The organism is Bacillus sp. PS108 (assembly GCF_037963335.1).
In the GTDB taxonomy this organism is placed as follows: domain Bacteria; phylum Bacillota; class Bacilli; order Bacillales; family Bacillaceae; genus Bacillus; species Bacillus subtilis.
In genome coordinates this window covers 2,330,805-2,351,931 of the sequence record NZ_CP150155.1, presented here as the reverse complement: position 1 = coordinate 2,351,931, position 21,127 = coordinate 2,330,805, and the positions used below count along the sequence as shown (strand labels likewise).

21 protein-coding genes and 1 pseudogene are annotated in these 21,127 nt (G+C 43.8%); 14 read left to right on the top strand and 8 right to left on the bottom strand.

Annotation, left to right across the window (positions count from 1 at the left end; genetic code table 11):
• Positions 1–11 precede the first annotated feature (11 nt).
• Together bfmBAB and bfmBB are read left to right on the top strand one after the other, a co-directional pair.
• A complete protein-coding gene (bfmBAB, locus tag NSQ16_RS12040) occupies positions 12–995 on the top strand; it encodes a 3-methyl-2-oxobutanoate dehydrogenase subunit beta (protein ID WP_004398638.1) in 984 nt (327 codons plus the stop codon).
• A gap of 22 nt (positions 996–1,017) precedes the next feature.
• On the top strand, positions 1,018–2,292 hold the full coding sequence (bfmBB, locus tag NSQ16_RS12035; protein ID WP_230488251.1) for a branched-chain alpha-keto dehydrogenase complex dihydrolipoyllysine-residue (2-methylpropanoyl)transferase: 1,275 nt from the start codon (positions 1,018–1,020) through the stop codon (positions 2,290–2,292).
• 54 nt (positions 2,293–2,346) lie between these two features.
• Here bfmBB and bmrR read toward each other — a convergent pair whose 3' ends face one another.
• The 3 genes and pseudogenes from bmrR to NSQ16_RS12020 all read right to left on the bottom strand — a co-directional run bounded on the left by bmrR (position 2,347) and on the right by NSQ16_RS12020 (position 5,418).
• Positions 2,347–3,183 (bottom strand): multidrug efflux transcriptional regulator BmrR, encoded by an 837-nt coding sequence (gene bmrR / locus NSQ16_RS12030; RefSeq protein WP_230488250.1) that lies wholly within the window; start codon positions 3,181–3,183, stop codon positions 2,347–2,349.
• A gap of 72 nt (positions 3,184–3,255) precedes the next feature.
• A pseudogene (bmr, locus tag NSQ16_RS12025) lies at positions 3,256–4,424 on the bottom strand (multidrug efflux MFS transporter Bmr).
• Between the two features lie 100 nt (positions 4,425–4,524).
• Positions 4,525–5,418 (bottom strand): diacylglycerol kinase family lipid kinase, encoded by an 894-nt coding sequence (locus tag NSQ16_RS12020; protein WP_003230330.1) that lies wholly within the window; start codon positions 5,416–5,418, stop codon positions 4,525–4,527.
• 160 nt (positions 5,419–5,578) lie between these two features.
• Here NSQ16_RS12020 and brxB point away from each other — a divergent pair, with 160 nt between their 5' ends.
• The 6 genes from brxB (at position 5,579) to NSQ16_RS11990 (ending at position 10,127) form a co-directional block, all read left to right on the top strand.
• The gene (gene brxB / locus NSQ16_RS12015; RefSeq protein WP_003226477.1) at positions 5,579–6,016 is read left to right on the top strand and encodes a bacilliredoxin BrxB; all 438 of its coding nucleotides are present in this window, start codon (positions 5,579–5,581) and stop codon (positions 6,014–6,016) included.
• Positions 6,017–6,283: 267 nt separating this feature from the next.
• Positions 6,284–7,051, top strand: coding sequence for an arginine ABC transporter substrate-binding protein ArtP (gene artP / locus NSQ16_RS12010; protein ID WP_003230337.1), 768 nt, complete (start codon positions 6,284–6,286; stop codon positions 7,049–7,051).
• An 80-nt stretch (positions 7,052–7,131) separates the two neighbouring features.
• Complete coding sequence (artQ, locus tag NSQ16_RS12005; protein ID WP_003230340.1) at positions 7,132–7,791, top strand: arginine ABC transporter permease ArtQ; 660 nt, start codon at positions 7,132–7,134, stop codon at positions 7,789–7,791.
• Positions 7,784–8,506 carry an arginine ABC transporter ATP-binding protein ArtR gene (gene artR, locus NSQ16_RS12000; RefSeq protein ID WP_004398740.1) on the top strand — a complete coding sequence of 241 codons (723 nt, stop codon included), beginning with the start codon at positions 7,784–7,786 and terminating at the stop codon, positions 8,504–8,506. Before artQ ends, artR begins: the two co-directional genes overlap by 8 nt.
• Before the next feature lie 70 nt (positions 8,507–8,576).
• Complete coding sequence (locus tag NSQ16_RS11995) at positions 8,577–9,545, top strand: aromatic acid exporter family protein (protein WP_029317941.1); 969 nt, start codon at positions 8,577–8,579, stop codon at positions 9,543–9,545.
• A gap of 51 nt (positions 9,546–9,596) precedes the next feature.
• A complete protein-coding gene (locus NSQ16_RS11990) occupies positions 9,597–10,127 on the top strand; it encodes a L,D-transpeptidase (protein WP_004398604.1) in 531 nt (176 codons plus the stop codon).
• Positions 10,128–10,146: 19 nt separating this feature from the next.
• Here the strand turns inward: NSQ16_RS11990 and prli42 are convergent, their stop codons facing one another.
• Positions 10,147–10,239: a stressosome-associated protein Prli42 gene (gene prli42, locus NSQ16_RS11985; RefSeq protein ID WP_003226489.1), complete on the bottom strand. Its 93-nt coding sequence runs from the start codon at positions 10,237–10,239 to the stop codon at positions 10,147–10,149.
• A gap of 89 nt (positions 10,240–10,328) precedes the next feature.
• Between prli42 and mce the strand changes: the two genes are divergently transcribed.
• Genes mce through NSQ16_RS11970 form a run of 3 tightly spaced genes read left to right on the top strand, consistent with a single transcriptional unit; the run spans position 10,329 to position 13,400 of the window.
• Positions 10,329–10,751 (top strand): methylmalonyl-CoA epimerase, encoded by a 423-nt coding sequence (gene mce, locus NSQ16_RS11980; protein WP_069703875.1) that lies wholly within the window; start codon positions 10,329–10,331, stop codon positions 10,749–10,751.
• A complete protein-coding gene (locus NSQ16_RS11975; protein WP_080477825.1) occupies positions 10,744–12,267 on the top strand; it encodes an acyl-CoA carboxylase subunit beta in 1,524 nt (507 codons plus the stop codon). Before mce ends, NSQ16_RS11975 begins: the two co-directional genes overlap by 8 nt.
• Before the next feature lie 17 nt (positions 12,268–12,284).
• Positions 12,285–13,400, top strand: a complete 1,116-nt coding sequence (locus NSQ16_RS11970; protein WP_003230352.1) for a tripeptidase T — start codon at positions 12,285–12,287, stop codon at positions 13,398–13,400.
• Between the two features lie 39 nt (positions 13,401–13,439).
• On the opposite strand, the gene NSQ16_RS11965 is transcribed toward NSQ16_RS11970, so the two are convergent.
• The 3 genes from NSQ16_RS11965 to mifM all read right to left on the bottom strand — a co-directional run bounded on the left by NSQ16_RS11965 (position 13,440) and on the right by mifM (position 15,496).
• Positions 13,440–14,168 (bottom strand): DUF2071 domain-containing protein, encoded by a 729-nt coding sequence (locus NSQ16_RS11965; RefSeq protein WP_230488249.1) that lies wholly within the window; start codon positions 14,166–14,168, stop codon positions 13,440–13,442.
• A 182-nt stretch (positions 14,169–14,350) separates the two neighbouring features.
• A complete protein-coding gene (locus tag NSQ16_RS11960) occupies positions 14,351–15,178 on the bottom strand; it encodes a membrane protein insertase YidC (RefSeq protein WP_003230359.1) in 828 nt (275 codons plus the stop codon).
• Between the two features lie 30 nt (positions 15,179–15,208).
• A complete protein-coding gene (mifM, locus tag NSQ16_RS11955; protein ID WP_160221979.1) occupies positions 15,209–15,496 on the bottom strand; it encodes a membrane protein insertion/folding monitor MifM in 288 nt (95 codons plus the stop codon).
• A gap of 72 nt (positions 15,497–15,568) precedes the next feature.
• On the opposite strand from mifM, the gene NSQ16_RS11950 reads away from it, so the two are divergent.
• A complete protein-coding gene (locus tag NSQ16_RS11950; RefSeq protein WP_015251756.1) occupies positions 15,569–16,813 on the top strand; it encodes a DNA polymerase IV in 1,245 nt (414 codons plus the stop codon).
• 109 nt (positions 16,814–16,922) lie between these two features.
• Positions 16,923–18,332, top strand: a complete 1,410-nt coding sequence (gene gndA / locus NSQ16_RS11945; RefSeq protein WP_003230365.1) for an NADP-dependent phosphogluconate dehydrogenase — start codon at positions 16,923–16,925, stop codon at positions 18,330–18,332.
• 126 nt (positions 18,333–18,458) lie between these two features.
• On the opposite strand, the gene zwf is transcribed toward gndA, so the two are convergent.
• Positions 18,459–19,928 (bottom strand): glucose-6-phosphate dehydrogenase, encoded by a 1,470-nt coding sequence (zwf, locus tag NSQ16_RS11940; protein WP_069703877.1) that lies wholly within the window; start codon positions 19,926–19,928, stop codon positions 18,459–18,461.
• A 226-nt stretch (positions 19,929–20,154) separates the two neighbouring features.
• Between zwf and rnz the strand changes: the two genes are divergently transcribed.
• Positions 20,155–21,078 carry a ribonuclease Z gene (gene rnz, locus NSQ16_RS11935; protein ID WP_004398681.1) on the top strand — a complete coding sequence of 308 codons (924 nt, stop codon included), beginning with the start codon at positions 20,155–20,157 and terminating at the stop codon, positions 21,076–21,078.
• The last annotated feature ends 49 nt before the right edge of the window (positions 21,079–21,127 follow it).

The window sequence follows — 21,127 nt, the reverse complement described above, 5'->3', positions numbered from 1 at the left end:
AGGAAGAACAAATGTCAGTAATGTCATATATTGATGCAATCAATTTGGCAATGAAAGAAGAAATGGAACGAGATTCTCGCGTTTTCGTCCTTGGGGAAGATGTAGGAAGAAAAGGCGGTGTGTTTAAAGCGACAGCGGGACTCTATGAACAATTTGGGGAAGAGCGCGTTATGGATACGCCGCTTGCTGAATCTGCGATCGCAGGAGTCGGTATCGGAGCGGCAATGTACGGAATGAGACCGATTGCTGAAATGCAGTTTGCTGATTTCATTATGCCGGCAGTCAACCAAATTATTTCTGAAGCGGCTAAAATCCGCTACCGCAGCAACAATGACTGGAGCTGTCCGATTGTCGTTAGAGCGCCATACGGCGGAGGCGTGCACGGAGCCCTGTATCATTCTCAATCAGTCGAAGCAATTTTCGCCAACCAGCCCGGACTGAAAATTGTCATGCCATCAACACCATATGACGCCAAGGGTCTATTAAAAGCTGCAGTTCGTGACGAAGACCCAGTGCTGTTTTTTGAGCACAAGCGGGCGTACCGTCTGATAAAGGGAGAGGTTCCGGCTGATGATTATGTCCTGCCAATCGGCAAGGCTGACGTAAAACGGGAAGGCGACGACATCACAGTGATTACATACGGTCTGTGTGTCCACTTCGCCTTACAAGCTGCAGAACGTCTCGAAAAAGATGGCATTTCAGCGCATGTGGTGGATTTAAGAACAGTTTACCCGCTTGATAAAGAAGCCATCATCGAAGCTGCGTCCAAAACTGGAAAGGTTCTTTTGGTCACAGAAGATACAAAAGAAGGCAGCATCATGAGCGAAGTAGCCGCAATTATATCCGAGCATTGTCTGTTCGACTTAGACGCGCCGATCAAACGGCTTGCAGGTCCTGATATTCCGGCTATGCCTTATGCGCCGACAATGGAAAAATACTTTATGGTCAATCCTGATAAAGTGGAAGCGGCGATGAGAGAATTAGCGGAGTTTTAAAGACGTAAGGGAGGATACAATCATGGCAATTGAACAAATGACGATGCCGCAGCTTGGAGAAAGCGTAACAGAGGGGACGATCAGCAAATGGCTTGTCGCCCCCGGTGATAAAGTGAACAAATACGATCCGATCGCGGAAGTCATGACAGATAAGGTAAATGCGGAGGTTCCGTCTTCTTTTACTGGTACGATAACAGAGCTTGTGGGAGAAGAAGGCCAAACCCTGCAAGTCGGAGAAGTGATTTGCAAAATTGAAACAGAAGGCGCGAATCCGGCTGAACAAAAACAAGAACAGCCAGCTGCTTCAAAAGCCGCTGAGACGCCTGCTGCAAAAAGTGCCGAAGCAGCTGATCAGCCCAATAAAAAGCGCTACTCGCCAGCTGTACTCCGTTTGGCCGGAGAGCACGGCATTGATCTTGAACAAGTAACAGGAACAGGTGCCGGCGGGCGCATCACACGAAAAGATATTCAGCGCTTAATTGAAACAGGCGGCGCGCAAGAACAGAAGGCTGAGGAGCCGAAAACAGCAGCTCCTGCACCGAAGTCTGCATCAAAACCTGAGCCAAAAGAAGAGACGTCATATCCTGCGTCTGCAGCCGGTGATAAAGAAATCCCTGTCACAGGTGTAAGAAAAGCAATTGCTTCCAATATGAAGCGAAGCAAAACAGAAATTCCGCATGCTTGGACGATGATGGAAGTCGACGTCACAAATATGGTTGCATATCGCAACAGTATAAAAGATTCCTTTAAGAAGACAGAAGGCTTTAATTTAACGTTCTTCGCCTTTTTTGTAAAAGCGGTCGCTCAGGCGTTAAAAGAATTCCCACAAATGAATAGCATGTGGGCGGGGGACAAAATTATTCAGAAAAAGGATATCAATATTTCAATTGCAGTTGCCACAGAGGATTCTTTATTTGTTCCGGTGATTAAAAACGCTGATGAAAAAACAATTAAAGGCATTGCGAAAGACATTACCGGCCTAGCTAAAAAAGTAAGAGACGGAAAACTCACTGCAGATGACATGCAGGGAGGCACGTTTACCGTCAACAACACAGGTTCGTTCGGCTCTGTTCAGTCGATGGGCATTATCAACTACCCTCAGGCTGCGATACTTCAAGTAGAATCCATCGTCAAACGCCCGGTTGTCATGGACAATGGCATGATTGCTGTCAGAGACATGGTTAATCTGTGTCTGTCCTTAGATCACAGAGTGCTTGACGGTCTCGTGTGCGGACGATTCCTGGGACGTGTGAAACAAATTTTAGAATCGATTGACGAGAAGACATCTGTTTACTAAATAAGCAAAAAGAGCATTTTTTGAAGTTTTGTTTCAAAAAATGCTCTTTTTCTATTATTCAGCGATTCGTATTTTCATTTCGACACGATATTCTTCTTGTTTTTTCGGGGAGTAATGAATCGGTATGATTAACTCGTATACATCACTGACAACTGTTAATTGGCGGTCTGCGATATACTTGATAAGCTTCTGTAAGTTGAGAAAATAATGTTCAGGCGAAAAATTATACGCGATACACGCATACCTCCCTTTAGGGATTGTTGTGATTTCCATATCCGGCGTAATTGATGAAATCTGTTTATTCGTCAATACAGGCGTGAAAATATGACGGTAAGTCATTTCATCAATGCTGTTGTAGGGCTGAAAAGAGAAAGTAGCGCCGTAGCTATTGTTCGTAAATCCATCTGCTGACTCGATAAATTTTTTTAATTTGCTGTAGGAGGCGTTGAGCACGTTTTCAGGCCCGATTCCTTCTGCCTCTGTCTGAATAATCCGTATTTCTTCTTCATCTAAAACAAAAACCTCACCGAGCGCGGGATATTCCATCTGCCGTTTCATCCGCTTTTTCACCAATGAAATGGTTTGCTCCAGTGCTGATAAAAAGTCTAATTTCTCCCTGATTTGCCTCTCCTGCTCTGTATAAAAAGCAAACAGTTCTTCCATCTCTAAGTCCTGTGCTTTTTTCATCTCTTCTAAAGGTGTGCCGATATATTTCAATGATTTGATCAAATCCAGATGAATGAGCTGAGAATCTGTATAATAGCGGTAGCTGGTATCCGGGTCGACGTAGGCGGGTTTAAATAAATCAATTTTATCGTAATAACGGAGCGCTTTAATCGATACATTTGCCAGTTTTGAAACTTCCCCAATTGAGTAATACGATTCCTTCATGCCATCACTCCTTCTATCATCAGTATAAAGAAGAAGCGCATTCTTTACAGTACACAAAGAATACGCTTCTTATCACGTGCTGGCTTTAAGATGTGCAGGCGCTTTCCAAGCAATGGTCAGTGCAATCCCTATAGCCAAGGTGACCGTTGCAAAGTAGAAAGGATAGTTTACATCTATATCGAACAGCATTCCGCCGATAATAGGCCCGAATACATTGCCGATACTTGTAAACATTGAATTCATACCGCCGGCAAACCCCTGCTCATTTCCCGCAATCTTTGACAGGTAAGTCGTTACCGCAGGCCGCATGAGATCGAATCCGACAAATACGGTGACTGTCACCAGCAGAATCGCAACATATGAATGTACCGTTGTCAGCAAGAATACCAGACTCGTCGAGAGAATTAAGCTGTACCGAATTAAATGGATTTCGCCAAACCATCTTGTGAAGCGGTCGAATAAGACGACTTGCGTAATGGCGCCAACAATCGCTCCTCCTGTAATCATAATGGCAATGTCGCTGGCCGTAAAACCGAATTTATGATCCACGAATAATGCAAATAAAGATTCAAATGATGCTAAACCAAAAGACGAAATTAAGATAATGAGAAAAGCTATGAAATACATGGGGGCAAAAATCCGTTTAAAGCCTGTCTTCTGTCCTTTTATTTCCTGATTTTCAGGGTTTCGTTCCGGCTCGCGCAGCGTGAGGATGGATAAAATGGCTGCTAACAGTGCAAAAGCTGCCGCAAGAAAAAAGGCAGCCGGGAATGGACTTCTGCTAAAAATCCCCCAATGCCGGGGCCGATAATAAATCCTGTTGAAATAGCGGCTGACATATAACCGAGCGCTTTCGGCCGTGTTTTAATAGTCGTGATATCTGCGATAAAAGCCGTGACCCCGGGCATAATGAAGGCTGCGCTGATACCGCCCAGCATACGGGAGATAAATAACATCTCCACTGTTTTTCCAATGCCGAATAAAAACTCCGACACACTAAAGAACAACAGGCCGATCACGATCATGATCTTGCGCCCGAAGCGATCAACCCATCGTCCGGCTATTGGTGAGACAATGAGCTGTGTAATAGCGAAGCAGGCAACCATATAGCCGACCGCGGTTCCCGATAAATGCAATTCATTCATAATGGTCGGCGTTACTGGAATCACAAGCCCGATCCCCAAAAAAGCAATAAATAAATTGGTTAATAATATAGTTAAGGTAATATTTTTCTTCTCCATATGACTTCCCCTTTTTCAAGTGTGTATCCCTTATACTGTAAGACCTCCTCCTAGGGGAGAGTCAACGGATTTGCAAAATCTTTCTAAAGCCTTATGACAGTTATTCATTTGCGGGAACAAGCATGTCGATATGCTGTGGCAGGACCTGAATGACTGCGGGTGTATGTGTATAAACTTCTCCATCCATATCCGCCTTTTTGGCAGTGTCTGTTTCAATCTCGATACGGGAAGCCTGGACATAGGACAACTCTCCGGTAAAACGATCAATTGAGCCTTGTTCCATGCTCATCAGCTCCCGCAGCGCGGTGAGGTTGGTATTGCGGCATATGAGAACATCAAGTAAGCCGTCTTCAATACTGGCATCGGGCAGAGGAATTCGATTCGTTCCAATGTATTGGCCATTCATCACAAGCAGCATAACGGCTTCTTCTTTAATTTCTTCTCCATCAATTTTTAATGTCATCGGAAACGATGCAGCAGATGAGACGGTTCGCAAGGCACTTGTAAAATAGCTGATTTTTCCCAATAATGCTTTTTCCGTTTCGTTGATTTGATTCGACGTTTCTGCAATTAAGCCGATCCCCCAGAAATTCAAAAAATAACGGTCATTCATCTGACATACGTCTACGCTGGTTTTTTTTCCCGCCATAAGTGCTTCCGCGGCCTTTGCAAGATTTTGAGGGATGCCAAGCACTCTTGAAAAGTCGTTGCACGTGCCGCCGGGCAAAATTCCGACAGCGGGTTTTCTTTCTAGAGCGCTGATAGCATTTATGCATTGATGGATCGTGCCGTCGCCGCCGAGAATGAAGACGGTGTCGACAGAATCATCAATGGATCGGCAAAAATGATACGCATCATCCTTTTTCTTTGTCTGTTTAATAATCACCTCATCTAAATGGTGAGATAAAACCGGCACCACAGCACCAAGTGCTTTTTCTATATTTTTGTTGCCGGCATTTCCGTTATGAATCAGTAACGCTTTCCGGTGGCTCATATACAACTGCTCCTTTATTTTACTTCTGGTTATATAATCCCCTTTTTCTGTAAGCAGTAAACGAAGAGCAAAAAAAGTGCACGGCGAAGCAAAGTCATTTGCCGATATGGACGTTTCCTTGCTATCATAAGAACAGATGATGAAAAAGGAGAGGTCTTCATTGAACATGGACTTTAATTTATTTATGAATGATATTGTCCGCCAAGCGAGACAAGAAATAACAGCTGCCGGATACACCGAGCTTAAAACAGCCGAAGAGGTGGATGAGGCACTTACGAAAAAAGGAACGACGCTCGTCATGGTAAACTCTGTTTGCGGATGCGCCGGAGGAATTGCAAGACCGGCAGCCTACCATTCCGTTCACTATGATAAAAGACCTGATCAGCTCGTCACCGTTTTTGCCGGACAGGATAAAGAAGCGACAGCGCGTGCGCGTGACTATTTTGAAGGTTATCCGCCATCTTCTCCGTCCTTTGCGATTTTGAAAGACGGAAAGATCATGAAAATGGTAGAGCGCCATGAAATTGAAGGCCACGAGCCGATGGCCGTAGTGGCAAAGCTGCAGGAAGCCTTTGAAGAATATTGTGAAGAAGTATAAGACGAACAACCCGGATGCCCAAGCGGCCCGGGTTTTTTTGTGCATAAATTTCCAAGGGTATATGAATAAATATTAAGGGATTATTCAATCGGATTGTACAGTGATTTTATTTTTATCTAGTAATATCAAAAAGAGATCACTGGAAAGATAAGCTTGAAGATAATTTTTAAAAATAGTATTGCATAAAAATAAGAAACTGTTTAAAATACAAATTAACGAATAAATATTCAAATACACCAAAAGTAATGAATACGGGGGAAATGGATCATGAAAAAATGGCTCTTATTACTTGTAGCTGCCTGCATTACCTTTGCATTATCTGCTTGCGGCTCAAGCAATTCAGGTTCAGAAGGCGGCAAGAAAAAATTAATTATGGGTACTTCGGCGGATTACAAACCGTTTGAATATAAAGAAGGCGATAATATTGTCGGCTTTGATGTAGAGTTGGCAAAAGCTCTGGCGAAGAAGGCAGGCTATGAAATTGAAGTGCAGGATATGGACTTCAACAGCTTAATTACAGCGCTTAAATCAAAACAGGTGGATCTCGTTTTGTCAGGAATGACACCAACGCCTGAGCGTAAAAAACAAGTTGATTTTTCCGATGTGTATTACACAGCGAACCATATGATTGTCAGCAAAAAAGACAGCGGCATTCAATCTTTGAAAGACCTGAAAGGAAAAACAGTTGGTGTTCAGCTTGGCTCTATTCAGGAAGAGAAGGGGAAAGAGCTTTCTCCGGAATATGGTTTTAAAACAGAAGACCGCAACAGAATTTCTGATTTGGTGCAGGAAATCAAATCTGACCGCTTCGATGCCGCGATTATTGAAGACATTGTTGCAGAAGGGTATTTCAAATCAAATGATGACCTGCAAGGCTTTGTGATTCCTGATGCGAAAGCGGAAGAAGCCGGTTCAGCAATTGCTTTCAGAAAGGACAGTGAACTGACAGACAAATTCAATAAAGCGCTCAAGGAAATGGAAGATAACGGAGAGCTTGAGAAATTGAAGAAAAAATGGTTCACTGGCGAGAAGTAAAAAAAAGCGGCTCAACTTTTTCGTTGAGCCTTTTTATTGAATAGGAAATCTTTTTTCCTGTAAGAAAAGGAGACAAAGTTATGAATTTGGATTTTTCAGCAACGATCCCCCAAATTCCTTTTATATTAGAAGGCTTGGCAATTACATTAAAAATTGTTGTTGTATCTGCTATTATCGGACTTATACTCGGTATTGTGCTAAGCTTATGCAAGATCAGCACATTCCGCCCGTTTATCTGGATCGCTGATTTTTATACATCAGTGTTCCGAGGCACGCCTTTAGTGCTGCAGCTTATGATTGTCTATTTTGGCCTTCCTCAGCTGCTCGGATTTCAAATTGACCAGTTTTGGGCTGCGGTTGTCGCATTGTCTTTGAATTCCGCCGCTTATGTATCGGAAATTATCAGAGCGGGAATCAATGCTATTGATAAAGGGCAAAAAGAAGCTGCTGTTGCACTCGGTGTCCCATATGGAAAAATGATGAAGGATCTGCTGCTGCCGCAGGCCTTCAAAAATATATCACCTGCAATTGTGAATGAATTAATTACGTTAACAAAAGAATCGGCGATCGTCACCGTCATCGGGCTTGGTGATGTCATGAGACGCGCATATCAAGCTGGCGCCGCCACTTACAATTACCTTGAGCCGCTCATTATCGCGGGATTGATTTATTATGTGCTTGTCCTGATTTTAACGTTTATCGGCAAGGCTGTAGAAAGGAAGCTGAAATCCAATGATTAAGGTTGAAAAGCTGTCAAAATCATTTGGGAAACACGAAGTATTAAAAAACATTTCAACAACAATCGCTGAGGGTGAGGTTGTTGCCGTGATCGGTCCTTCAGGCTCAGGCAAATCAACGTTCCTCCGCTGTTTAAACCTGTTGGAAAAGCCTAACGGCGGAACCATTACAATAAAAGACACAGAGATTACGAAGCCGAAAACCAACACATTAAAGGTCCGGGAAAACATCGGGATGGTTTTTCAGCATTTTCATCTCTTTCCGCACAAAACGGTTCTCGAAAACATCATGTACGCGCCTGTCAATGTAAAAAAAGAATCAAAACAGGCTGCACAGGAGAAAGCTGAGGACCTGCTCCGCAAAGTCGGTTTGTTTGAAAAGCGAAATGACTATCCAAACCGTTTGTCTGGCGGACAAAAACAGCGTGTCGCGATTGCCAGGGCTCTTGCGATGAATCCGGACATCATGCTGTTTGACGAGCCGACCTCCGCCCTTGATCCAGAGATGGTCAAAGAAGTGCTACAGGTGATGAAAGAGCTGGTCGAAACCGGCATGACCATGGTGATTGTCACACATGAAATGGGCTTCGCAAAAGAAGTGGCAGACCGTGTGCTGTTTATGGACCAAGGAATGATTGTCGAAGACGGCAATCCGAAGGAATTTTTTATGTCGCCAAAATCCAAAAGAGCGCAGGACTTTTTAGAGAAAATATTATAGAATATAAAAAAGAAGAAGGCTGGCCGCCTCTTCTTTTTTATTGAAGAAACAAATAGAAATGGAGTCCGACATGTTTAAAATTGGTTACCGCACAATAAAGACCGCGCTTGGAACAGCTTTGGCTATTTATATAAGCCAGTTATTGCATTTGCAAAACTTCGCATCAGCAGGAATCATCACCATTTTGTGTATACAAATCACACAAAAACGGTCGCTTCAGGCCTCATGGGCCCGCTTTGCGGCATGCTGTCTGGCAATTGTTTTTTCTTATCTCTTTTTCGAGCTTATTGGCTACCACCCGTTTGTGATCGGAGCGCTTCTTTTGATATTCATTCCGATAACGGTTCTGTTAAAAATTAACGAGGGTATCGTCACCAGTTCTGTTATTATCCTTCATTTATACATGTCCGGCGGCATTACGCCTACTTTCATCTGGAATGAAGTTCAGCTGATTACGGTCGGCATCGGCGTCGCTCTATTGATGAACTTGTATATGCCGAGTCTTGATCGGAAGCTGATTGCTTACCGTAAAAAGATAGAGGATAACTTTGCTGTCATTTTTGCAGAAATCGAACGGTATTTGTTAACTGGTGAGCAAGATTGGTCTGGAAAAGAAATTCCGGAAACGCACCAGCTTATTACGGAGGCTAAAAACCTGGCATATCGAGATGTGCAAAACCACATTTTACGTTACGAAAATCTGCATTATCATTATTTTAAAATGAGAGAAAAGCAATTTGAAATTATTGAACGCCTTCTCCCTAAAGTGACATCGATCTCCATCACGGTAGATCAGGGAAAAATGATCGCTGAATTTATTCATGATTTGCGGGAGGCGATACACCCTGGGAATACAGCGTATAAATTTCTGAAAAGACTTGCTGACATGAGAAAAGAATTTGAGGAGATGCCGCTTCCTGCGACTAGAGAGGAATTTGAAGCGAGGGCTGCTCTCTTCCATCTTCTCGGTGAAATGGAACAATATTTAGTGATTAAAAGTTATTTTAAAGGAATAAAAGCGCAAAAATCACTCGGATGATTCGCATGAGCTCTTCCTTCATTGGTCAACCTAATGAAAAAGGAGGAGCTTATGCGTTTTTTCTTATGTTCGATTTTCATGATGATTTCACCGATTTGGCCGCTCGGCGAAAATCCGCTGCCAGGTGATCCGTATGTTATTGTCAACAAGCGAACAAATGAACTTGCTGTTATTCTCGACAACAAAGTAGAAGGCGTGTATAGTGTGGCGACTGGAAAAACAGATGATTTGACGCCTGAAGGAGAGTTTTCGGTAACGGTAAAAGCGGAAAATCCTTACTACAGAAAGAAAAATATTGAAGGGGGATCTCCTGATAACCCGCTTGGGGCAAGATGGATCGGATTTGACGCGAAAGGAACGGACGGGCGGATTTATGGAATTCATGGGACAAACCGAGAGGAATCAGTAGGAAAATTTGTGTCTAACGGCTGTATACGTATGCATAACGATGAGGTTGTTCATTTGTTTCAAACGATACCAGTAGGAACGAGAGTGCTGATCACGGACGACAACCGCTCTTTTGAGGAGATTGCCATCGAGCATAAAGCTCTGATAAAAAAGCAGGATATTCCCATTGAATAAGGCGCCTGCTTTTTTATCGTTATAGAAACATGACGATTCCTGAGAGTACAGTTGAAAGAATAAAAACTCCCAAAATCACGATCAAAACGCTTTTCATCAGTTTTTGAGACATGATTTTCACTCCTTAAACAATCTGTCTATATTTTAGCGTGTTTTGAATGGGCGGACAAGCGATATCTATTAGCGAAAGCAGGGATGAAAATGAACAGGCTTGACCATATCGGGATAGCCGTTTTTTCGATAAAAGATGCAAGAAGCTTTTATGAAAATGTATTGGGGCTTGCATTTCTTCATCAAGAAACGGTTGAAGAGCAAAAGGTGAATGTTGCTTTTTTTCAAGCTGGTAGCGTCAAACTTGAGCTGATAGAGCCGTTGACAGCTGACAGCCCCGTCCGTTTATTTTTGGAGAAGAAAGGGCAGGGACTGCATCATATTGCATTTTTGTGCAACGGCCTATCTGAACAGCTTCAAGCATTGTCTGACCGGCATGTTCAATTGATTGACAGGTTTCCAAGACAGGGGGCAAACGGGAAAAAGATCGCGTTTATTTCCCCTCGGGAAACAAACGGTGTTCTTGTAGAGCTTTGTGAACCGAAAGGAGACCAACTCAATGAGCATGGATGAGCACATGGATCATTTATACACGAAACGCAAGCAGGCAGAAGAAGGCGGAGGACGGGAAAAGCTGGCTCAGCAGCGGCAAAAGGGCAAGCTCGCTGCTCGGGAAAGGATCATATTTCTTCTAGATCAGGACAGCTTTATCGAATTACACCCCTTCATGGAAAGTCAAGTGTTAACAAGAGAACAGCGCATGTTAGGGGATGGGGTCGTGACAGGGTACGGCACAATTGACGGCCGCTCAGTTTATGTATTTGCGCAAGACTTCACAGTGTACGGAGGGGCGCTTGGCGAAACCCATGCCAAGAAAATCTGCGCTTTGATGGATCTGGCAGCAAAAAATAAGGCGCCGATTATCGGGTTGAATGACTCAGGTGGTGCGAGAATTCAAGAGGGTGTGTTATCATTAGATGGATACGGTCACATATTTTACCGAAACGTCTTATATTCCGGAGTCATTCCGCAAATATCGGTTATTTTAGGGCCGTGCGCTGGAGGCGCTGTATATTCTCCGGCACTCACAGATTTTATATTTATGGCTGAACAGACCGGCCGGATGTTTATTACCGGCCCGAAGGTGATTGAAAAAGTGACAGGGGAACAGGTTGATGCGGAGAGCTTAGGCGGAGCGGGGATACATAATGCCGTCAGCGGAAACGCCCACTTTTCCGGACATACGGAGAAGGAGGTTCTGACAGGGGTGAGAAAACTGCTGTCTTATTTGCCGCTGAATGGCCGGACAACTGAGCCAAAGCCAGAGAAAGAGGCGTCCAGACCGTTATTAAACCGTCTAGTGCCTGCTGACACGACAAAGCCGTATGATGTTCGGACGGTGATTAAGGAGATGGCCGACCCGCAGTCTTTTTTTGAGATTCAGCCATTTTTTGCGAAGAACATTGTCATTGGGTTTGCAAGGCTGGGTGAAAAAACAATCGGCATCGTGGCGAGCCAGCCGAAGCATCTGGCGGGAAGCTTGACGATTGACGCTGCTGATAAAGCAGCAAGGTTCATCCGTTTTTGTGACGCATTTGATATCCCGCTGTTGACTGTTGAGGATGTCCCGGGGTTTCTGCCCGGTATTCAGCAAGAGCACAACGGAATCATCAGGCATGGAGCAAAATTATTGTTTGCTTATGCAGAAGCGACTGTCCCAAAAGTCACACTCATCATTAGAAAAGCGTACGGCGGCGCCTATGTGGCCATGAACAGCAAAGCAATCGGAGCGGACCTTGTGTTTGCATGGCCGAATGCTGAAATCGCAGTGATGGGTCCAGAAGGTGCGGCATCGATTTTGTATGAAAAGGAAATCAAAGCTTCAGCTGACCCGCAAAAGACGAAACGCGAAAAAACAGCGGAATACAAAAAGCAAAACGCCGGCCCATACAAAGCGGCCGCTTGTGGAATGGTCGATGACATCATTTTGCCGGAAGAATCAAGGGGAAGACTGATTCAAGCTTTTCATATGCTTGCACATAAGACAGAAGAGAGACCGAAAAAAAAGCACGGTAACATACCGCTTTAATATGGAGGGACTTACAAATGGTGAATGAAAAACGCCTGCTGGAAGAATTTTTAGAGCTTGTCCAAATTGACTCAGAAACAAAGCACGAAGCTGAAATCTGCAAAGTGCTGAAACGAAAATTTTCTGATTTAGGTGTGGACGTTAAAGAAGACGATACAATGGATATCACGGGCCACGGAGCCGGTAACCTGATTTGCACGCTAAAAGGGACAAAACAAACAGATACGATCTATTTTACATCTCATATGGACACAGTTGTACCCGGAAACGGCGTAAAACCAGTTGTAGAGAACGGTTACGTCAAAACTGACGGCACGACGATTTTAGGCGCTGATGATAAAGCGGGATTGGCTGCAATGTTTGAGGCGATTAAGGTGCTGAAAGAAGAAAACATTGAACACGGCACGATTGAATTCATCATCACAGTAGGGGAAGAATCGGGTCTGATCGGAGCGAAGGCGCTTGACCGTTCTATGATCACTGCATCCTACGGCTATGCTCTTGATTCAGACGGAAAAGTCGGAAATATCATTGTGGCCGCGCCGACACAGGCGAAGGTAAGAGCGGCAATTTTCGGGAAAACCGCTCACGCCGGGGTTGAACCTGAAAAAGGCATTTCAGCGATTACAATCGCTAGCAAAGCCATTTCAAAAATGCCATTGGGCCGTATCGATGAAGAAACAACAGCTAATATCGGCCGGTTTGAAGGCGGCACACAAACAAACATTGTGTGCGACGAAGTTCATATTCTTGCTGAAGCGCGCTCTTTAGTTCCTGAGAAAATGGAAGCTCAGGTTCAAAAAATGAAAGCTGCTTTTGAAGAGGCAGCTGCTGATATGGGCGGACGCGCAGAAGTCGAAATTGAGGTTATGTATCCGGGCTTTAAATATCAAGACGGCGACCAAGTTGTTGAAATCGCGAAAAAAGCGGCTGCTAAAATCGGACGTCCAAGCGAGCTGCAAACGAGCGGCGGCGGAAGCGACGCGAACGTAATCGCTGGTCATGGCATCCCGACGGTCAATCTTGCTGTCGGTTATGAGCAAATCCATACAAAAAATGAAAAAATGCCGATCGAAGAGCTCGTTAAAACGGCAGAAATGGTTGTTGCCATTATTGAAGAGGCGGCAAAATAAAAAAGAAAACCCGAGTGCGATTTCCCGCATCGGGTTTTTTTAGCTCCATTTCCTAAGCGGCCAAAATAACACATCCTGTTTTTTAGCGTAATGAAGCAAGGGGTCTGACTCTGGCAATGTAATGCCGTGAGCATCAGTCACCGTATTGACTGAAATTTCCGCTTCGGCGTTTTGCAGCAGCCAGGGATGATGATGGATGTCTTCGTAATAGAGTTTGTTTTGATTGATAGTATAGAGTCTATACCGTTCTGTCAGCCAGTAATCGAGCGAATCCTTTTCTGCTGTAAAAGGCGCTGAAATGGGCCGGTATGCGGCGTGGAATGCTGCTTCTTTGTCATCTTTCCGCTTGCTGACATAGTCAATGGCATCACCGTTTTTTTCGGCTTTCATATCCGCGTAAAAATAAGGCAGATGAAAGAATGTGCGAGCGCCAAGGACCGCCAGACGATGATCGGCATCTAAGCTAAAAAAATAAATGCCGGGCTTGCCTTTATACGTGACATAGGTGCGGAGGTTAAGCTCAGGAAATGCACGCGCACCGGGAATGGCAGGAAGATAACGCCCCCTCAGGTTCGTGAGCATAAAGGGAAGCATGCTGATCCAAGCTTGCCCGTTATATGTATCTAATTCTAAAACGGACGGTACCAAAGCGCGAAGGATAGAAACATCAACAGGCCAGTGAGCAAATAAGACATCATTCCAGGTTTGTCTCATAATCCAGATTCCTTCAGGTACAGAAATATTTTTTTGCTGAAAGCGTTCCGTCAACGTACATGCTCCTTTCATATGGAGGTGAGTAAAGATATTCCCGATTTCCTTCTTTTTAAACGGTACGGCTGTTTTTTAGGATAGCCATTTCTGCTTCAGTCATGATAAACATGACTGTTTGGCGCGGTATGCTTTGCAAGTAACAAAAAAACAACCCCGGCTTTTCGCGCGGGGTTGTTTTTTTATTTCACAGACTCAGTAAGAGCGGCTGTTTTTTTACTTTTATGATGCGTCATCTGAAGGACGATGTTTTGCACTGTCAAAAACAGTCCGCTTGTAAACCAGTACAGCGGAAGGGCTGCCGGAACATTAAGCGAGAAAATCGTCATCATCACAGGGAAGATGAACACCATCAATTTTGCGGATTGCTGTGCCGCAGGGTTTTGCGGGACAGCGGAATATTTCGCGCTCAGTTTTTGAGCGATATAGGCTTGGACAAAATACATAATCCCTGCACTAAGGGACATGAGAATATCAGATTGCCCTAAACTGAACCATAGAAACGAGTGTGACGCAATTTCAGGTGTTGAGCGAATCGCGTAATAAAGCCCAATCATAATCGGAGACTGAATCAGCATTGGAAGACAGCCCATCGCAAGCGGGTTGATATTATGCTCCTGATACAGCTTCATCATTTCCATTTGCAGCTCTTTTTGCTTTTCCGGGTCCTTCGTCTTTTTCAACTTAACCTGGATACTGTCAACCTGAGGTTTAATAACGGCCATTTTCTCTTGGAAGATGCGCTGTTTTTTGAACTGATTGACAAACAAAGGCAATACAACTATACGCACAATAATGGTTACGAGGATAATAGAGAGTCCGTATTCTCCGTGAAACAGCCCGGCAACACCCTTAAGCAGAGCGGAAAACGGTTCGATTAAATAATCGTGGAAAAAACCTACGTTGCTGAGGCCTCCCACCTGATTAGTCGCTGCAAATGCAGCATTGCCCGAGCATAATACGATCAAAAAGATACCCATAGCCAAAAGTTTTTGATATGTTTTTAACAATTTTGTTCTCCTCCTTTTTATAAATGCGGTTTATAAAAGAAGAGAACCGGTGTCTTCCTCATCGTTCACAGGCGAATTCATGCGGAAGACTTTACGTATCCAAGTTGTAATGCGATGATATATAATAATAAGAAAGTCTGTTCGGTTAATGTGAAAGACCGTCTGATGTTCATCTGTTCGTTTTGATTTCCATTGCTCGCCCGCACGGCACTCCCGTAAGAGAAATGCAATCCCGATTGCCGTTAGAGCAGGAAGAATAATTGTGAAAAAATCGACTAAGAATAAAACGTCATTTATCGATTCCACAAACATTGTCATCACATCCATTCAATAGCTTCATTTTACTATATGTACAAGCTGTTGTCTAATGACCGAAAAGGAGATTTGTTTATGCCGGGAAAGAGCCGAATTATTTTCCATATTGATATGAATAGCTTTTATGCGTCGGTTGAAATGGCATATGATCCGGCTCTCCGGGGAAAGCCGGTCGCAGTTGCCGGAAACGTAAAAGAGCGAAAGGGCATTGTGGTAACATGCAGCTATGAAGCAAGAGCGCGCGGCGTCAAAACAACGATGCCGGTTTGGCAAGCGAAGCGCCATTGTCCTGAGCTCATCGTTCTTCCGCCGAACTTTGACCGCTATAGAAACTCTTCACGAGCGATGTTTACCATTCTTCGTGAATATACTGACCTGGTGGAGCCTGTCTCTATCGACGAAGGCTATATGGACATGACCGATACACCATACAGCAGCCGCGCTCTAGAGACGGCAAAAGAAATCCAAAGCAGGCTGCAAAAAGAGCTGCTGCTCCCGTCAAGCATAGGGATTGCGCCGAATAAATTTCTCGCTAAGATGGCGTCTGATATGAAAAAACCGCTTGGAATTACGATCTTAAGAAAGAGGCAAGTGCCTGATATCCTGTGGCCGCTTCCTGTTGGAGAGATGCACGGAGTCGGCAAAAAGACAGCGGAAAAACTGAAGGGACTCGGCATCCATACAATCGGAGAGCTAGCTGCAGCTGATGAACACTCGCTGAAGCGCCTGCTTGGCATCAACGGTCCGCGCCTTAAAAATAAAGCAAATGGCATTCACCATGCGCCGGTTGACCCGGAGCGCATTTACGAATTTAAAAGCGTCGGCAACTCATCGACACTTTCCCATGATTCCAGTGATGAAGAAGAGCTGTTAGGCGTCTTTAGAAAGCTTGCCGCTTCTGTGAGTGACCGTTTACAGCGCAAGGAAGTCATGGCTTCGAAGCTTTTTATTATGATTAGATATGCGGATTGGAAAACCATCACAAGAAGCACTACGCTGAGAAACCCGATTGATCAAAAAAATGACATTTTGAAAGAAGCGGAGCACCTCTTTTTTAAACATTGGAATAAAAATCCTGTCAGGCTGCTTGGCATTACCGGAACGGATTTAGTAGAAAAAGAGCAGGCCTATAAACAGCTCGATTTGTTCAGCTTTAATGAAGATGCGAAGGATGAGCCCATTCAGCAGATGATGGAAAAGCTGAATAAAAAGTACGGTACCAAACTGATCAGAAAAGGGGCAACGTTAAAAAAAGAGGAGAGCAAAACAAAGGGAACAAGCTTTAATAAAGATTTTTTTCAAGATGAAAAGAAAAGCTGAATCGCTTGAAAAAAAGGGTGAATGTATGGTAATTTCTTTATTATAAATATCATTTTATTTTAATTTAAATTTTAAAATGATTAAACGTTTGCAGAAGGGACGTTAGAATATGTCAAAACAACAAATCGGCGTTATCGGACTTGCGGTCATGGGTAAAAATCTGGCTTTAAATATCGAAAGCCGGGGATTTTCTGTTTCTGTTTACAACAGATCAAGCAGTAAAACTGAGGAGTTTTTACAGGAGGCAAAAGGAAAAAATGTTGTTGGCACTTACAGCATTGAAGAATTTGTCCAATCCTTGGAAACACCGCGCAAAATCTTATTAATGGTTAAAGCGGGAACTGCAACAGATGCGACAATTCAATCTCTTCTTCCTCATCTAGAGAAGGATGATATTTTAATTGACGGCGGTAATACATACTATAAAGATACACAGCGCCGTAACAAAGAACTCGCTGAAAGCGGCATTCATTTTATCGGAACAGGCGTTTCCGGCGGAGAAGAAGGGGCGCTTAAAGGACCTTCTATCATGCCTGGCGGACAAAAAGAAGCACATGAGCTTGTAAAACCGATTCTTGAAGCCATTTCTGCAAAAGTTGACGGAGAACCTTGTACGACATATATCGGTCCGGACGGCGCCGGCCATTACGTAAAAATGGTGCACAACGGAATTGAATACGGAGATATGCAGTTGATCTCTGAATCATATTTCATTCTGAAACAGGTGCTGGGCCTTTCTGCTGATGAGCTTCACGAAGTTTTCGCTGAATGGAATAAAGGTGAGCTTGACAGCTACTTGATTGAGATTACAGCTGACATCTTTACGAAAAAAGACGAAGAAACAGGCAAACCGCTTGTTGATGTGATTCTTGATAAAGCAGGCCAAAAAGGAACAGGAAAATGGACAAGCCAAAGCGCACTTGACTTAGGTGTTCCGCTTCCGATTATTACTGAATCTGTATTCGCGCGCTTTATCTCAGCTATGAAGGAAGAGCGTGTGAAAGCAAGCGGCCTTCTTTCAGGACCAGAAGTGAAGCCTGTTACAGAAAATAAAGAAGAGCTGATTGAAGCGGTCAGAAAAGCGTTATTCATGAGTAAAATCTGCTCATACGCGCAAGGATTTGCCCAAATGAAAGCTGCTTCTGAAGAATACAACTGGGATCTGAAATATGGTGAAATCGCTATGATCTTCCGCGGTGGCTGCATCATTCGCGCGGCATTCCTTCAGAAGATCAAAGAAGCTTACGATCGTGAGCCGGAGCTTGACAACCTGCTTCTTGACAGCTATTTCAAGAATATTGTAGAAAGCTACCAAGGAGCGCTTCGCCAAGTGATTTCACTTGCAGTTGCCCAAGGTGTACCGGTGCCATCATTCTCAAGCGCATTAGCCTACTATGACAGCTACCGCACAGCCGTACTGCCTGCAAACTTAATCCAAGCACAGCGCGACTACTTTGGCGCTCATACTTATGAGCGTACTGACAAAGAAGGCATCTTCCATACTGAATGGATGAAGTAATTAATAGAAACCCCCGAAGCTCTAGAGCTTCGGGGGTTTTGTTATTAAAGAGATTGTGTTATACCTTTGTGACAGCTGCAAAAAAGCCGAAAATGCTTGTAAGCATTTTCGGCTTTTTTCTTCTTATTATATATTCCACCAGTGTAAGCCGTCTTTCGCCAAAAGATCATCAGATTCTTTCGGTCCCATTGAGCCTGATTCGTAGTTAGGAGATAAGGTCTTGTTTGCTGCCCATGTTTCAGAAATAGAGTCGACAAAGCTCCAAGAAAGGGCAACTTCATCCCAGTGTGCAAAGTTTGTTGCATCGCCAAGAAGACAGTCGTGAATTAGTTTTTCATATGCTTCAGGGGTGTTCAACTCGTCATTGCAATTGCTGCAGTAATCGAGTTTGATTGGCTGTGCGTGTGCTGCTCCGCCAAGTTTTTTAGCATTTAAGTAAAGCGTAATGCCTTCGTCAGGCTGAATATGAATGACAAGCAAGTTCGGATTCATGTTGTTTTCATTACCGTAGTACAGGTTCATCGGAATGTCCTTAAATTGAACGACAATTTTTGTAGACTTTTCTTTCATTCGTTTTCCGGTTCTGATATAGAATGGAACACCAGCCCATCTGAAGTTGTCGATCAAGAGCTTGCCGGCAACAAAGGTTTCTGTATTGGAGTCAGGAGCGACATTATCTTCATCTGTATAAGCAGGAACCGGTACACCGTCAATTTCACCAGCTTGATATTGTCCGCGCACAAAGTATTCATCCACTTCGTCTTTTGCAATAGGACGCAGTGCTCTCAGCACCTTCACTTTTTCGCTGCGGATTTCTTCTGTGTTCAATTTGATAGGCGGCTCCATTGCTAGAAGGGCAACCATCTGCATAATATGGTTTTGCACCATGTCGCGAAGGGCGCCTGATTTTTCGTAATATCTTGCGCGGTCTTCAACGCCTAGTGATTCGCTAGATGTGATTTGAATGTTTGAAATGTAGCGGTTTGTCCAAAGCGGTTCGAAAATCGCATTGGCAAATCGAATCACTTCAATGTTCTGAACCATTTGTTTGCCTAGATAATGGTCGATTCTGTAAATTTGATCTTCCGTAAATGCTTCGCGGATTTCTTTATTTAATGCCTGTGCGCTTGGCAGATCATGGCCGAATGGTTTTTCGATGACAAGGCGGGACCAGCCTGTTGTAGCTGTTACACCCTCTGATTTTAAAGTTTTTGCAATCGTCCCGAAGAATTCAGGAGCCATTGCCAAGTAGAACATTCTGTTGTTAGGAATTTGATATGTATCTTCCAGCTGGTTAAGCAATACGTTAAGCTCTTGATAAGAGCCAGGGTTTGTCACGTCAAACGGGTGATAGTAAAAATGAGACGTGAAATCATCTATATGCTTATCTGCAGCTGAGGAAATGGATGTTTTAACAGTTTGGCGAAGATCCTCATTAGACCAAGGTCTTCTTCCAACTCCTACCACTGCAAACTCTTCTCCGATTTGTCCGTTTTGATATAAACGGTGAATAGACGGATACAATTTTCGTTTTGCTAAATCTCCAGTTGCACCGAATATGACAATTACTGCTTTTGGTTGTTGGTTTGTTTTCACTAAAAGTACCTCACTTTATTCGAAGCTTTATTTTAGTACACCCCGTATATTTCCTTCATTTTAAATCTAAAATTCAACGAAAGCAAACATTTAAGACCTTTTTTAAGCAGAATGCTGAAAAAATGTTTCTAGCACGAAAGGATTGTTCTTTTCAGAGGCAAGATTCACATTTTGCGCTTGATCCTGTATTCTTGTAGGTATCTGGTTCTAGTAGGAGGAAGGAAACGTGGAATTACTTTTTTTAGGGACGGGAGCCGGCATTCCCGCCAAAGCGAGAAATGTAACGTCGGTTGCATTAAAATTGCTTGAAGAAAGGCGTTCGGTATGGCTTTTTGACTGCGGGGAAGCCACACAGCATCAAATTTTACATACAACGATTAAACCTCGTAAAATAGAGAAAATCTTTATTACACACATGCACGGCGATCATGTATACGGACTTCCGGGGCTTCTGGGGAGCCGTTCCTTTCAAGGCGGAGAGGACGAGCTGACAGTGTACGGGCCTAAAGGGATCAAGGCGTTTATTGAAACAAGCCTTGCCGTCACGAAAACCCATTTGACATATCCGCTTGCGATCCAGGAAATTGAAGAAGGAATTGTGTTTGAGGACGATCAGTTTATTGTCACAGCGGTATCTGTTATTCATGGAGTAGAAGCCTTCGGGTACCGTGTGCAGGAAAAAGACGTACCGGGTTCCTTGAAGGCTGACGTATTAAAAGAAATGAACATCCCGCCCGGACCTGTATATCAGAAAATCAAAAAAGGCGAAACGGTAACGCTTGAAGACGGACGAATTATCAATGGGAATGATTTTCTGGAGCCTCCTAAAAAGGGAAGATCTGTTGTGTTCTCCGGTGATACGAGAGTAAGTGACAAACTAAAAGAGCTTGCGAGGGATTGTGATGTGCTTGTTCATGAAGCAACCTTTGCTAAGGAAGACCGTAAACTTGCTTATGATTATTATCACAGTACAACGGAACAAGCGGCTGTAACAGCGAAAGAAGCAAGAGCGAAGCAGCTCATTTTAACCCATATCAGCGCAAGATATCAGGGAGATGCTTCTTTGGAGCTTCAAAAAGAAGCGGTTGACGTTTTCCCCAATAGCGTGGCGGCATATGATTTCTTAGAGGTAAACGTCCCGCGAGGCTGAAGGCGGAGCTCTTATTTGACAATTTGTGATGACGTTGTATAATAAAACG

Excerpts from the sequence above, each read along its gene's own strand:
- artP (WP_003230337.1), top strand. The coding sequence starts at position 6,284 with ATGAAAAAATGGCTCTTATTACTTGTAGCTGCCTGCATTACCTTTGCA.
- NSQ16_RS11995 (WP_029317941.1), top strand. The coding sequence starts at position 8,577 with ATGTTTAAAATTGGTTACCGCACAATAAAGACCGCGCTTGGAACAGCT.
- prli42 (WP_003226489.1), bottom strand. The coding sequence starts at position 10,239 with ATGTCTCAAAAACTGATGAAAAGCGTTTTGATCGTGATTTTGGGAGTT.
- NSQ16_RS11950 (WP_015251756.1), top strand. The coding sequence starts at position 15,569 with ATGCCGGGAAAGAGCCGAATTATTTTCCATATTGATATGAATAGCTTT.
- NSQ16_RS11990 (WP_004398604.1), top strand. The coding sequence starts at position 9,597 with ATGCGTTTTTTCTTATGTTCGATTTTCATGATGATTTCACCGATTTGG.
- gndA (WP_003230365.1), top strand. The coding sequence starts at position 16,923 with ATGTCAAAACAACAAATCGGCGTTATCGGACTTGCGGTCATGGGTAAA.
- NSQ16_RS11975 (WP_080477825.1), top strand. The coding sequence starts at position 10,744 with ATGGATGAGCACATGGATCATTTATACACGAAACGCAAGCAGGCAGAA.
- mifM (WP_160221979.1), bottom strand. The coding sequence starts at position 15,496 with ATGACAATGTTTGTGGAATCGATAAATGACGTTTTATTCTTAGTCGAT.
- NSQ16_RS11970 (WP_003230352.1), top strand. The coding sequence starts at position 12,285 with ATGGTGAATGAAAAACGCCTGCTGGAAGAATTTTTAGAGCTTGTCCAA.
- bfmBAB (WP_004398638.1), top strand. The coding sequence starts at position 12 with ATGTCAGTAATGTCATATATTGATGCAATCAATTTGGCAATGAAAGAA.
- artQ (WP_003230340.1), top strand. The coding sequence starts at position 7,132 with ATGAATTTGGATTTTTCAGCAACGATCCCCCAAATTCCTTTTATATTA.
- mce (WP_069703875.1), top strand. The coding sequence starts at position 10,329 with ATGAACAGGCTTGACCATATCGGGATAGCCGTTTTTTCGATAAAAGAT.
- NSQ16_RS12020 (WP_003230330.1), bottom strand. The coding sequence starts at position 5,418 with ATGAGCCACCGGAAAGCGTTACTGATTCATAACGGAAATGCCGGCAAC.
- bmrR (WP_230488250.1), bottom strand. The coding sequence starts at position 3,183 with ATGAAGGAATCGTATTACTCAATTGGGGAAGTTTCAAAACTGGCAAAT.
- artR (WP_004398740.1), top strand. The coding sequence starts at position 7,784 with ATGATTAAGGTTGAAAAGCTGTCAAAATCATTTGGGAAACACGAAGTA.
- bfmBB (WP_230488251.1), top strand. The coding sequence starts at position 1,018 with ATGGCAATTGAACAAATGACGATGCCGCAGCTTGGAGAAAGCGTAACA.